Here is a 12133-nt window from a genome sequence, read left to right on the forward strand (position 1 = left end):
ACGTAGCCGCGACCCCTGGTGGCCAGGGGTCGAGGCAGATGACACGCTGGGTGTCGTGACTGCCGCTGATGTCCCCGCTGCATCGTGGTCGCGCACCATGGAGCGGGTCAGCCGGGGTTTCTACTTCGGTGCCTGCGTGCTGTTCCTGGCGGTCATGTGGGCCAGTTCGGCCAACCTGCTGCTCGACTCCACGGCGGCGGCGATCGCCGGCATCGGCACGACCGTTGCCCTGCTCGTGCTGGCGGCATCGGTGTGGCGCTCGGGCTTTCGTCGTGACGTGGCGATCGTCGTTGCGGTCGTCGCCGCCGCGACCGCGCTGATCTGTGGCCTCGGCCGGGTGGGGTTCCGCGCGGACGGCGCCGGGTGGTGGGTCACCGTCGTGCTGGCGTTGCCTCTGCTGTACGTGCTGCTCGGCCTGCCGGACTGGCGGGGCGCACTGCTGGCCGCCGCGGTGGTGGTGGTGGCGGTGGTCGGTCGCTGGGTCGTGGATCCACGCCACCCAGCCCTGGCCGTCGTGGAGATCCTCGGGGCGTGTGCGGCGGCGATCGCCACAGCCCAGGCGGCCGGTCTGCTGCGCAGGGTCGGGGAAGTGAATGATGCGCGGGAGCGCCGGCAGGTGATCCAGCTGACCGCGGAGGCCCGGTCGGTCGGCAAGGAAGCGCACACCCGCTGGGTCGACCGGTTCCTGCATGACGAGGTCGCCCATGCGCTGCGGGCAGTGACGCTCAGTGAGCGACTCGACCGCGCCGAGGTGCGCTCCATCGCTGCGGAGGCGGCTGACCGGCTGGCCGATCTGAGCGTTACCGATCCGCCCACGGTCGACCTGGGCGGTGTGCTGAGCGACGTCGCCGCCGAGAGCGGACTGACGGTGGACCTCGACCTTGCGTCCGTCACGGTTGCGCCCGACGTCGTGGACGTGGTCGCCGCCGTGGTGCGCGAGGCCTTGCGCAACGTCCGCCGGCACGCGGGTGTCGGGGAGGCGCGGGTCGTACTGCGGGACGTCGGCAATGCGGTTGTGGTCGACGTGATCGACCAGGGGCGGGGTTTCAAACCCGCCCAGGTGCCGCGCGACCGGTTCGGGGTCCGGGACGGGATCGTGGCCAGGATGGGTGACATCGCCGGTACGGCGAGCATCACCTCCGGCGCAACCGGCACCCGGGTGCGGCTGCAGTGGGCGTCGCAGACCAGTGAGGACACCGACTGGGTCGACCAGGTCCGGGCCCGGCGGGTCGCTGTGCTGATCAGTGGCCCGTTCGTCGTGGCGTGTGTGCTGCAGTGTGCGCTGCGCGCGGGCGAACTGCAGCACCCGTGGGCGGGAGTGCTCGGAACCGTCCTGGTGGTGCTGGCGTGGTGTTTCGGGGCTTGGGCCTACCGGCAGCGGGACATCGGGTGGCGGATGAACCTGGTGATGGTGGCGATCGCCTGCACGGCGATCGGTCTCAACGCCTATGCGCTCCCGGCCGGTGCCTCCGACCCGACGCTGTTCTGGTTGGCCTCGTCGGCGATGCCGTTGACCGCTTTCTCGGTTGTCGGGCGCTCGCTGCTGGAGTGCGCGATTGCCGTCCTGGTCATTGCGACCCTGCCGGTCGCGCTGCTGGTCGTCACCGGATCCAGTCTCAATCAGATCCTGGGGTTGGCCGGTGCCCTCTTCGCGCCGTTCGCGTTGGCTCCATTGATCCTCGGCGGTGCGTGGTGGACCGAGCGGGGAGTTCGAAGAGCGTTGCAAGACAACGACATCCGGCAGCACAGTGTGGTGCGTCAGGTCGAGGCGGACCTGCGAGAGCAGGCGCTGCGCGACCGGGTGGGGGATCTGCGCGCCCGGATCCAGCCGTTCCTTGCCGACGTCGCCAGCCCGGACAGCGATCCTCGTGACGACGCGGTCCGTCGGCGGGCGGCCGTGCTCGAGGCGTGGGTGCGCGACGGGCTCGGCGGACCGACGACGCAATGGCCGGCCGATCTGACCGCGCCGGTGCACAGTCTGCGCGAGAGCGGCGCCCAGGTGACCTTGAGCCAGGTGGCGCCGATGCCATCCGAGCACATGGCCTTCGTGACGCAGGTGCTCGCAGCGCTGAGGAACTGTGCGCCCGCCCGCATCGGGGTCTCCAGCACTGCGGGCCCGGATGGCACCCGGACCACCGTCACGGTGCGACCGGTGGACCAAGAGGCATGCGAGCAGATTTCGGCGCTCGGTGTGGGTTCGGTGCGAACGGATGGATCGACGTACCTTGTGGTGCAGTTCGATTCGGCTCAGGTGTCCGGAGTTCCCCGGACTGTCCCTGGGGCGTCAGGGTCGGCGATGATCGGACCGTGAGCGAGCATTTGGAGGGCGCGGCGACCACCCCGATCCGGATCGGGGTGGTCGATGATCACCCGATTGTGTTGCGGGGAGTGATCAGCGGGCTGGCTCAGATCGCGCCGGACATTCACGTCGATTTCCTCGTGTCCAGCGTCAAGGACCTGGACTGGGACCGCAACGCCCGACCCGACCTGGTGCTGCTGGACGTCGACGTTGACGACGGCAGCGACCCCGAAGCCAACGTCGCGATGGTCGTGGGGCGTGGCCTGCGCGTGTTGCTCTTCACGGCGAGCACTCGCCCGGCGCAGTTGCGCGCGTTGGTCAGCGCGGGTGCTTCCGGGCTGGCGCTGAAGTCCGATCCCGAGGAAGACCTGGTCGATGCCATCCGGTCGGTGGCAGCGGGGGAGTTCGCGGTGTCCGGACACTTCGCCGAGGCGCTACTGACCGAACCCGGGCTGATGGCCTCCCTTGCGCCGCGCGAGGTGGAGGTACTGCGGCAGCTGGCGGCCGGCGTACCCAAGAAGGCGATCGGTAAGTCTCTGCCGCAACCGGTTTCGGCGCGCACGGTGGAGACCTACGTGCAACGGATCGCCGCGCGGTACGCCGAGTTGGGGCGCCCGGTCAGCAATCTGTACGCGTCGCTGCGGGAAGCGACCAAGGACGGGTACGTCGACCTCTAGACCTGCGCGGGCAGGGTTCGCCAGCCACGCAGGATGCGGGTCGGCCGGCGCTGCGCCCCCGGCAGCAGGGTGACGTCGGGGTAGCGGTCGAAGAACGACTTCAGCCCCACTTCGCCTTCCATCCGGGCCAGCGCCGCGCCGAGGCAGTGGTGCCGACCGGCGGAGAACGACAGATGGTCGCGGGCGTTGGCTCGTGTGACATCGAAGCGGGTCGGGTCCTCAAACACGTGGGGATCGCGGTTGGCCCCGGCCAGGAGTACGACGACCTGCAGGCCCGCCGAAATGTATTGTCCCTCAAGGGTCGTCGGCTCGGGGGCGAATCGAGCGGTCAGTAACACCGGGGGATCGATGCGCAGCACTTCCTCGACCGCGTTGGGCCACAGGGCCGGATCCTGCTGGAGCTTGCTGAGTTCCTCTGGGTTGTCATGGAGCAGCTTGATGCCGTTGCCGAGCAGGTTGACGGTGGTTTCGAAGCCCGCCGCCAGCACCAGGCCTGCGGTGGCCTTCAACTCGGCCATGTCGAGGGTGCCGTCCTCGTCCTGCACGTGGACCAGTTGGCTCAGCAGGTCATCGCCGGGGTTCTTGCGCAGCGTCTCGATGTGCGCCTCTTGCCACGCGTCGAACCGGCGCAGACCCGCGTCGACGTCGCGGTACTCCGGCCAGGACAGTCCGAAGTCGAGGCTGGCGGCGATGTCCGAACCCATCGCCAGCACGTTGCGGCGCTCGGAGGTCGGGATGCCGAGGATCTGCGAGATCAGGGTGACCGGCAGGAGGCTGCAGTACTGCTCGACCAGGTCGACCCGGCCCTCGAGCTCATCGAGCAGTTCGCGCGCGACGGTCTCGGCGCGGTCACGCAACTTCTCCACCGCGCGCATCGTGAAGACGCGCGTCACCAGCTTGCGATAGCGGGTGTGATCCGGCGGCTCGGTGACCAGCAGCGACGGCTCGACCAACGGGTGCATCGTGTCCGGGCGCAGCCGGATGCTGGCAGTGGCCAGGAAGCCGAGGCGGTCCAGCGGGTTGCCGGTGCGGAATGCCTTGGAGGTGAGCACCTCGCTCACGACTGCGTGGTCCGCGGTGATGAAGGTGACCCGGCCTTTGACCAGCGGCCCCTGCGCGCGAACCTGGTCGATGACCTCCCAGATCTCATCGCCGCTGCCCGCCTGGGTCAGCAGGCCCTGCAGGTCGCCCTTGCGCGCGGCCATCTTGACCACGACGTTGGGCAGGCCCTGGGACAGCCCCCAGTGCAGCATCGACTGCGCCTTATGACGTACGCCGGCGCCGTGGCTGGCGGGGCGATGCAGACTGGGCAGGTGGGTCAGGCTCATGGTCGTACTGCTCCCGGTGGTTTTCGACAGCTGTAGTGACCCAGATTACATAACGGTGGCTACTGGGCGGTAGGTAGCTGCTCGGTGCCATCTGCGCGGGTTATCGACAGCCGCGCGGGTTGTAACTCGCGCATCTGTTGCCAACCCGCGCGGATCGGCTGATCCGACTCCCTCGACGCCGCGATTTGGGCGGTATCGCGCGGGCAGGTAGGCTAGTACGTCGGGTCAGGAATGTCCGCGGAAGGCACACCGTTCACACGGATGCCGACCGCAATTCCCGGTCCGCACTCATCGCAGTCAGACAATTCTGGAGGTTAACCCGCGCAGGCGGGGGCAGATTTATGGCCAAAAAGGACGGTGTCATCGAGATCGAGGGCACGATCGTGGAAGCTCTCCCGAACGCCATGTTCCGGGTGGAGTTGACCAACGGTCACAAGGTTCTCGCTCATATCTCGGGCAAGATGCGCCAGCACTACATCCGGATCCTCCCTGAGGACCGCGTGGTGGTGGAGCTCAGCCCGTACGACCTGACCCGCGGCCGGATCGTCTTCCGGTACCGCTGACCGCGATACCAGCAACAACCAGCAGTATCCGCGTCCATCCCGGACGCACCCACCCACACGTCAACCGCCGAGCTGTCCGCAGCACGGCCCGACTTCGAGACGGTAGGCAGATGAAGGTCCAGCCGAGCGTCAAGAAGATCTGCGACAAGTGCAAGGTGATCCGCCGTCACGGCCGGGTCATGGTGATCTGCGAGAACCCGCGCCACAAGCAGCGCCAGGGCTGATCGCAGGGCCACCGCCCCGCACGACCCGCCGGTCTTCAAGACCAGCAAGACGTAGTACCCGCACCACACAACTGAATGACAACAACCGCAACGCCCAGCCCCTGCGCAGCTGCGCAGGACGCCACCTTCGGCCGCGGAGGCCGAAGACCCGCAAGAACCACTCCGGTTCGAGCCGGCGCTCACCACATGAGGGCCGTCGACCAACGGGACCGACGTTGCACCAGACCTCCGCACGTTGCGGGCCCGAAAGGCCCGTGGCGACCAATCACAGGAGAACAGCCGCCATGGCACGTTTGATCGGTGTCGACCTGCCGCGCGAGAAGCGCGTCGAGGTCGGCCTTACTTACATCTTCGGCGTGGGCAAGACCCGCGCCCAGGAGACGCTGGCAGCGACCGGCATCAACCCGGACACCCGTGTCCGTGACCTCAGCGACGAAGAGCTGGTTCAGCTCCGCGACTACCTCGAGGGCAACTTCCGCCTCGAAGGTGACCTGCGCCGCGAGGTGGCCGCCGACATCCGCCGCAAGGTGGAGATCGGCTCCTACCAGGGCCTGCGCCACCGTCGTGGCCTGCCCGTCCACGGTCAGCGCACGAAGACCAACGCGCGCACCCGCAAGGGCCCGAAGAAGACCGTGGCCGGCAAGAAGAAGGCCAAGTAATCCGCTCACCAGCGGACTGCTGCCTTTTCGAGCACAGCTGAGAACTGACACAGGAGTTAGAAGAGAATGCCTCCCAAGAGCCGTGTAGCGGGCGCCAAGAAGGTGCGCCGCAAGGAGAAGAAGAACGTTGCCGCTGGCAACGCCTACATCCGCAGCACGTTCAACAACACCATCGTCTCGATCACCGACCCCACGGGTGCTGTGATCGCGTGGGCCTCCGCCGGCCAGGTCGGCTTCAAGGGCTCGCGTAAGTCCACGCCGTACGCCGCGCAGATGGCCGCCGAGGCCGCCGCCCGCCGTGCCATGGAGCACGGCATGCGCAAGGTCGACGTTTTCGTCAAGGGTCCGGGCTCCGGCCGTGAGACCGCCATCCGTTCGCTGGCCGCCGCGGGCCTCGAGGTCGGCGCGATCGCCGACGTCACCCCGCAGCCGCACAACGGTGTCCGCCAGCCCAAGCGCCGCAGCTGACGCGACAGACCGTAAAGGAGATCTGAATCATGGCCCGTTACACCGGACCCATCACCAAGAAGTCTCGTCGCCTCAAGGTCGACCTCGTCGGCGGCGACAAGAGCTTCGAGCAGCGCCCCTTCCCGCCCGGCCAGCACGGCCGCGGTCGCATCCAGGAGAAGGAGTACCTGAACCAGCTGCAGGAGAAGCAGAAGGCTCGCTTCACCTACGGCGTCATGGAGAAGCAGTTCGTCCGCTACTACAAGGAAGCGGCGCGTCGCCCCGGTAAGACCGGTGCGAACCTGCTGACCATCCTGGAGTCCCGCCTGGACAACGTGATCTACCGCGCCGGCCTGGCCCGTACCCGTCGGGCCGCCCGCCAGCTGGTCACGCACGGCCACTTCGAGGTCAACGGCGTGCGCGTCGACGTCCCGTCCTACCGCGTCGAGCAGTACGACATCATCACGGTCCGCGAGAAGTCCCGGGAAGCCTTCCCGATCCAGCTGGCTCGCGAGACCTTCGGTGAGCGCCCGGTCCCGGCCTGGCTGCACGTGTCCGAGGGCACCCTGCAGGTCCTGGTCCACCAGCTGCCGACCCGTGAGCAGATCGACGTGCCGCTGTCTGAGCAGCTGATCGTCGAGCTCTACTCGAAGAACTGATCCACGCCGGTACGCCGCGTGCCCACCTGGGCTTGTCACAAGCGAAGGTGGGCGCTCGGCGTACCGAACCCCGCCGGTTCGGACAGATGATCCGGCGGCCAGTCACGAGGCGTCATATAGCGGTCGCCCGTGGGAAGGAATGAAAAGTGCTCATCGCACAGCGCCCCACCCTCAGCGAGGAGTTCGTCTCCGACAACCGTTCGCGGTTCGTCATCGAGCCGCTGGAGCCCGGTTTCGGCTACACGCTCGGCAACTCCCTGCGTCGCACCCTGCTGTCGTCCATTCCGGGCGCGGCCGTCACCAGCCTGCGCATCGACGGTGTGCAGCACGAGTTCTCCACGATCCCCGGGGTCAAGGAGGACGTCACCGAGATCATCCTGAACGTCAAGGGTCTGGTCGTCTCCTCCGAGCACGACGAGCCCGTCGTGATGTACCTGCGCAAGCAGGGCCCCGGTGAGGTCACCGCTGCGGACATCGCGCCGCCGGCCGGTGTCGAGGTGCACAACCCGCACCTGCACATCGCCACCCTGAACGACAAGGGCAAGATCGAGGTCGAGCTGACCGTCGAGCGTGGTCGTGGCTACGTCTCGGCGCAGCAGAACAAGTCCGCTGACCAGGAGATCGGCCGGATCCCGGTCGACTCGATCTACTCGCCGGTGCTGGCCGTGACCTACAAGGTCGAGGCGACCCGTGTCGAGCAGCGCACCGACTTCGACAAGCTGATCGTCGATGTGGAGACCAAGAACGCGATCGCTCCGCGCGACGCCATGGCCTCCGCCGGTAAGACGCTGGTCGAGCTGTTCGGTCTGGCCCGTGAGCTCAACGTCGAGGCCGAGGGCATCGACATGGGCCCCTCGCCGACCGACGCTGCGCTGGCCGCTGACCTGGCCCTGCCGATCGAGGACCTGGACCTGACGGTCCGCTCCTACAACTGCCTCAAGCGCGAGGCCATCCACACCGTGGGTGAACTCGTCGCCCGCAGCGAGGCCGACCTGCTGGATATCCGCAACTTCGGTGCGAAGTCCATCGATGAGGTCAAGGAGAAGTTGCAGGAGATGGGTCTGCAGCTCAAGGACAGCCCGCCCGGGTTCGACGCGAGCGCCATCGCCGACCGCTACGAGGATGACGTCGACGATGACGACGCCGCCTTCGCCGAGGACGAGCAGTACTGAGCCGCAAGGGATTTGGCGTTAGCCGAACCCAGAACTACTAGGAGAACCAATGCCTACCCCTACCAAGGGCCCCCGCGTCGGTGGCGGACCCGCGCACGAGCGGCTCATCCTCGCCAACCTGGCGACCAGCCTGTTCGAGCACGACCGCATCACCACCACCGAGGCCAAGGCCAAGCGGTTGCGTCCGCTGGCCGAGCGGCTGGTCACCTTCGCCAAGCGCGGTGACTTGCACTCGCGCCGCCGCGTGCTGACCGTGGTGCGCGACAAGGGTGTCGTGCACCGCCTCTTCACCGAGATCGCGCCTGACATGGACGGTCGCGACGGTGGCTACACCCGCATCACCAAGATCGGCCCCCGCAAGGGCGACAACGCGCCGATGGCCGTCATCGAACTCGTCCGCGAGCCGGTGAACGCCAAGCCGAAGCGCGCCGTCGTGGCCGAGGCCGAGGGTGCGACCAAGAAGGCTGCTTCGAAGAAGGCCGCTGACGAGGACGCTGCTCCCGCCGAGGAGATCGTCGAAGCAGAGGCTCCCGTTGACGAGCCGACGGTCGCCGAAGAGGCGGACGCTGTGGCCAGCGACGAGACCGTAGCCGACGACTCCGCGGCGGACGACTCCGCTGCGGCAGAGGGCGACGCGAAGGCCTGATCGCTCGATCACCGAAGAAGGTCCCGTCCGGTCTACCGGGCGGGACCTTTCTCATGGCTGGAGCTGTTGCACCAATGCCTCCGGGTCGGCCGCATCGATGATCAACCGGTCGAAGCGTTCGTCGGTGAGGGTGATGTCGATCGCGGGCCGGCCGGAGCGGTGGAAGATGAAGTACCGCAGACCGTCCCCGCGGAACCGGCCGGCGCGGAACACGCCGGGAAAGTGGGTGCCGACCCGCCACCACGGCAGGGGCTGACCCTCTTCGAAGACCCGGGCGTCGGCGACCGCGGACAACGGCACCTCGAACGTCGAGGTGAGCGTCAACAGGTGCTCGCGATGGTTCAACGCGACGTGCAGCTCGTCATCGGCGACGGTGACCTCCGGCATCTTCCCAGGGTAGGGCGACTGGCTAGGCTGAACGAGTGCGTGTGCGGGTGGATTTCGGGTACGACGGGGCCGGATTCGCCGGCTGGGCGGCACAACCCGGACTGCGGACCGTCGAGTCCGAACTCGCAGCCGCCTGGGCGACGGTGCTGCGGACACCACCGCCGAAGCTGACGACCGCCGGACGCACCGACGCGGGAGTCCACGCCCGCGGAGCGGTCGCGCACCTGGACGTCGACCGATCGGCGTACGACGATCTGCCGGGCCGCTCGGACCGCACCCCTGACGCGGCGGCAGTCACGCGCCTGAACGGGGTGCTGCCGCAGGACATCCGGGTGCGCGCGGTCCATGAGGCGCCGGAGGGTTTCGACGCACGGTTCTCGGCGACGTCGCGGCGGTACAGCTACCGGCTCGCGGACGGCTGGGCGGATCCGACCCGACGCGGCGACACCGTGTCGTGGCGCAAACCGCTGGACGTCGACGCGATGCACGAGGCCGCGAACGCGCTGGTCGGCCTCAACGACTTCGCTGCCTTCTGCAAACGCCGCGAGGGTGCGACGACCGTTCGCACGCTGCTGCGCTACGACTGGACTCGCGACGATGACGGTGTCCTGGTGGCCACCGTCATCGCCGACGCGTTCTGTCACTCGATGGTGCGATCCCTGGTCGGGGTGGTCGTGCCGGTCGGTGAGGGACGACAGCCGAGGTACTGGCCGGGGAGAAACTCGCTGCGCGGCAACGGGATTCAGCGATCCTGGTGATGCCACCGCACGGGTTGTGCCTCGAAGAGGTGAGGTACCCCCGCGACGATCAACTCGGCGTACGAGCCAAGGAGTCGCGCTCGGTGCGCTCGCTGCCGGACTGAACCGGTCGGCGTTGCACCAGCAGCGCCAGGCAGACCACGGCACCGATCAGAGCGACGGCGCCACCCACCCACAGCACGGTGTGGATCGCCTCGGCGGTCGCGGCCCGGGCTACGTGTGCGACCGTCTCCTGCTGCGCCGGTGGGACGGCGGCGGCCACCCGGACGCCGGCTCCGGAGGACACGGCGTCGGCCATCGCGGTCACCTGCGCGGCGGGGGCGGCGCTATCCAGCGAGGTGTGCACGTGGGACGTGGCGGTCGCGGTGAAGAGCGCCCCACAGATCGCCACCCCGGTCGCGGTGCCGACCTGGCGCAGCGTGTTGACCAACCCGGTGGCCATCCCGGCCCGGTCCGGCTCGACGGTCGCCAGCGCGGCGGCTGAGAGCACGGCACTGGATGCGCCCAGACCGATACCGGCGAGGACGAATCCGGGTGCGGTCGCGGTCCAGTCCGATGCGGCGTCGACGTGCGAGGCCCACCACATGCCGACACCGACGAAGGCGAGTGAGACGGGCACGGAGACTTGCAGCGGGATGCGATGCATCAGCTGGGCGGCGATGGGCGCCGCCACGAAGGACGCGAGGGTCAGCGTCAGGAACCGAAGGCCGGCTTGGAAGGGCGTGTAGCCGAGGGTGTTCACGAAGTACAGGCCGACGTAGTTGGTCGCCGCGACGATGGTGCCGGCGATCAGGAGGGCGGCGAGACCCACTCCCACGAAACGCCGCTCGGTGAACAGGTGCAGGTCCACCAGCGGTGCCGGGGTGGTGGCCATTCGGGCGATGAAGGCGACCAGCGCAGCGGCCGCGAGCGCGAATCCGCCGACGATCACCGGCGATCCCCACCCCTGCGCCTGGCCGCGGATGATCGCGAAGACCAAGGCCGTCAGCGACACCGTCAGCGCGAGCGTGCCCCACCAGTCGGCCGGCCGCGGGGTCGCCGCACGCGATTCGGCCATCCAGCGCCACGCACCGACGAACGCCAGGATGCCGACCGGCACGTTGATCGCGAAGATCCACGCCCAGCCGATGTTGTCGACGATCGCGCCGCCCAGCAGCGGCCCGACCGCGGTAGCCGACGCCAGCGTCGCTCCGAAGGCGCCGATTGCCTTGGCGCGCGCCTTGGGGTCGGGGAAGGCGTCGCCCAGGATCGGCATCGCGACGCCGAAGAGCATCGCAGCGCCGATGCCCTGGAAAGCGCGAGACAGGTTCAATGCCAGGGCATTCACTGCCAGTGCACAGGCAAGGGAGCCGAGGGTGAAGATCGCCATTCCGGCGAGGAAGACCCGACGTCGGCCGATCCGGTCACCCATCGTGGCCGCGGTGAGCAGCAGCGCGGCCAGCGGCAGCGTGTAGGCGTCAATGACCCACTGCAGATCGGACAGGCCCGCGTGCAGCGACTCCTGGATGTCCGGCAGGGCCACCGCGACGATCGTGAGGTCGAGCATGAGCATGAACATCGCCGTGCAGATCAACAACAGGGTGCGGCCGGGGGTGCGGCTGGCAGTCATGGTTTGTCTCCGGTCCTGGGTTTGGTGAACATCCGTAGCCTAACGCTCGTTAGGCTACGGGTGTCAACCCGCAGCTAGGATGAGGTCGTGAGCAGCGACACCGCGCGACGTCGCCCCGCCGTCCGAGGCGAGGGCGCCCGGCTGCGCGAGGAGATCATCGAGGCCGCGATGCGGTTGACCGAGCAGGCTGAAGACCCCTGGGCGCTCTCGTTGCGCGCGGTTGCCCGTGAGGTGGGGGTGGCCACGACCTCGCTCTATCTGCATTTCGACTCCCTCGACGAGTTGCTGATGGCGATGAAGACCGCGTTCTACGAACGCTTCGGGGCCGCCCTCCAAGAGGCCGCCGCGGAAGCCGGCCCTACGCCGTACGAGCAGATCAGGGCGTACGGCGATGGCTACCTGGCGTTCGCCCGCACCTACCCCGGCGCCTACAAGGCGCTGTTCACCACCACCCTCGGCGTGACGCAGTTGGTGGGGGAGCAGTATCCGGGCAAGGACCAGTTCGAAATGACCGTGTCGGTGTTGCGGCACGTGCCGCTGCCCGAGGATGAGGCGCGTCATCGGGCGGTACTCCTGTGGTGCGCGATCCACGGTCTGGTGAGCCTGACCGACGCGGTCCGCCGCTTCCCCTGGCCGCCCGAAGGTGAGTTGCTGGACGGCATCGCACGCCAGGCGACGCGGGCGCTCACGTAGCCGGGCTACGGT

The 12133-nt window shown here is 68.3% G+C and carries 13 protein-coding genes and 1 pseudogene; 11 read left to right on the top strand and 3 right to left on the bottom strand.

Annotated elements, in window-relative coordinates:
- Positions 1–55: 55 nt before the first annotated feature.
- Together DR843_RS19960 and DR843_RS19965 are read left to right on the top strand one after the other, a co-directional pair.
- Complete coding sequence (locus DR843_RS19960) at positions 56–2311, top strand: sensor histidine kinase (RefSeq protein ID WP_170119709.1); 2256 nt, start codon at positions 56–58, stop codon at positions 2309–2311.
- Positions 2308–2976, top strand: a complete 669-nt coding sequence (locus DR843_RS19965) for a response regulator (protein WP_170119710.1) — start codon at positions 2308–2310, stop codon at positions 2974–2976. The genes DR843_RS19960 and DR843_RS19965 overlap by 4 nt, the downstream gene beginning before the upstream one ends.
- On the opposite strand, the gene DR843_RS01385 is transcribed toward DR843_RS19965, so the two are convergent.
- Complete coding sequence (locus tag DR843_RS01385; RefSeq protein WP_109683764.1) at positions 2973–4304, bottom strand: cytochrome P450; 1332 nt, start codon at positions 4302–4304, stop codon at positions 2973–2975. The two genes, DR843_RS19965 and DR843_RS01385, sit on opposite strands and share 4 nt — an antisense overlap.
- 341 nt (positions 4305–4645) lie before the next feature.
- On the opposite strand from DR843_RS01385, the gene infA reads away from it, so the two are divergent.
- From infA to rplQ, 7 genes are all read left to right on the top strand, one after another.
- Positions 4646–4867, top strand: coding sequence for a translation initiation factor IF-1 (gene infA / locus DR843_RS01390; RefSeq protein ID WP_006946284.1), 222 nt, complete (start codon positions 4646–4648; stop codon positions 4865–4867).
- Positions 4868–4977: 110 nt separating this feature from the next.
- The gene (gene rpmJ / locus DR843_RS01395) at positions 4978–5091 is read left to right on the top strand and encodes a 50S ribosomal protein L36 (RefSeq protein WP_020575560.1); all 114 of its coding nucleotides are present in this window, start codon (positions 4978–4980) and stop codon (positions 5089–5091) included.
- A gap of 284 nt (positions 5092–5375) precedes the next feature.
- Positions 5376–5750, top strand: coding sequence for a 30S ribosomal protein S13 (rpsM, locus tag DR843_RS01400; protein ID WP_109683765.1), 375 nt, complete (start codon positions 5376–5378; stop codon positions 5748–5750).
- 66 nt (positions 5751–5816) lie between these two features.
- A complete protein-coding gene (gene rpsK / locus DR843_RS01405; protein ID WP_109683766.1) occupies positions 5817–6218 on the top strand; it encodes a 30S ribosomal protein S11 in 402 nt (133 codons plus the stop codon).
- A gap of 29 nt (positions 6219–6247) precedes the next feature.
- The gene (rpsD, locus tag DR843_RS01410; RefSeq protein WP_109683767.1) at positions 6248–6856 is read left to right on the top strand and encodes a 30S ribosomal protein S4; all 609 of its coding nucleotides are present in this window, start codon (positions 6248–6250) and stop codon (positions 6854–6856) included.
- A gap of 146 nt (positions 6857–7002) precedes the next feature.
- Entirely contained in the window at positions 7003–8028 is a 1026-nt protein-coding gene (locus DR843_RS01415) for a DNA-directed RNA polymerase subunit alpha (RefSeq protein ID WP_109683768.1), read from the top strand.
- A gap of 49 nt (positions 8029–8077) precedes the next feature.
- A complete protein-coding gene (gene rplQ / locus DR843_RS01420; protein ID WP_109683769.1) occupies positions 8078–8674 on the top strand; it encodes a 50S ribosomal protein L17 in 597 nt (198 codons plus the stop codon).
- Positions 8675–8725: 51 nt separating this feature from the next.
- On the opposite strand, the gene DR843_RS01425 is transcribed toward rplQ, so the two are convergent.
- Positions 8726–9061, bottom strand: coding sequence for a hypothetical protein (locus DR843_RS01425; protein WP_109683770.1), 336 nt, complete (start codon positions 9059–9061; stop codon positions 8726–8728).
- A 35-nt stretch (positions 9062–9096) separates the two neighbouring features.
- Here DR843_RS01425 and truA point away from each other — a divergent pair.
- Positions 9097–9923 (top strand): annotated as a pseudogene (truA, locus tag DR843_RS01430) (tRNA pseudouridine(38-40) synthase TruA).
- Here the strand turns inward: truA and DR843_RS01435 are convergent.
- Positions 9869–11428 (bottom strand): MFS transporter, encoded by a 1560-nt coding sequence (locus DR843_RS01435; protein ID WP_109683771.1) that lies wholly within the window; start codon positions 11426–11428, stop codon positions 9869–9871. The pseudogene truA and the gene DR843_RS01435 overlap by 55 nt on opposite strands.
- Positions 11429–11515: 87 nt before the next feature.
- Between DR843_RS01435 and DR843_RS01440 the strand changes: the two genes are divergently transcribed.
- Entirely contained in the window at positions 11516–12121 is a 606-nt protein-coding gene (locus tag DR843_RS01440; RefSeq protein ID WP_109683772.1) for a TetR/AcrR family transcriptional regulator, read from the top strand.
- The last annotated feature ends 12 nt before the right edge of the window (positions 12122–12133 follow it).

This window comes from Branchiibius hedensis (assembly GCF_900108585.1).
In the GTDB taxonomy this organism is placed as follows: Bacteria; Actinomycetota; Actinomycetes; order Actinomycetales; family Dermatophilaceae; genus Branchiibius; species Branchiibius hedensis.

Coding starts and splice junctions, on each gene's coding strand:
- DR843_RS01385 (WP_109683764.1), bottom strand. CDS start 4,304: ATGAGCCTGACCCACCTGCCCAGTCTGCATCGCCCCGCCAGCCACGGC.
- infA (WP_006946284.1), top strand. CDS start 4,646: ATGGCCAAAAAGGACGGTGTCATCGAGATCGAGGGCACGATCGTGGAA.
- rpmJ (WP_020575560.1), top strand. CDS start 4,978: ATGAAGGTCCAGCCGAGCGTCAAGAAGATCTGCGACAAGTGCAAGGTG.
- rpsM (WP_109683765.1), top strand. CDS start 5,376: ATGGCACGTTTGATCGGTGTCGACCTGCCGCGCGAGAAGCGCGTCGAG.
- rpsK (WP_109683766.1), top strand. CDS start 5,817: ATGCCTCCCAAGAGCCGTGTAGCGGGCGCCAAGAAGGTGCGCCGCAAG.
- rpsD (WP_109683767.1), top strand. CDS start 6,248: ATGGCCCGTTACACCGGACCCATCACCAAGAAGTCTCGTCGCCTCAAG.
- rplQ (WP_109683769.1), top strand. CDS start 8,078: ATGCCTACCCCTACCAAGGGCCCCCGCGTCGGTGGCGGACCCGCGCAC.
- DR843_RS01425 (WP_109683770.1), bottom strand. CDS start 9,061: ATGCCGGAGGTCACCGTCGCCGATGACGAGCTGCACGTCGCGTTGAAC.
- DR843_RS01435 (WP_109683771.1), bottom strand. CDS start 11,428: ATGACTGCCAGCCGCACCCCCGGCCGCACCCTGTTGTTGATCTGCACG.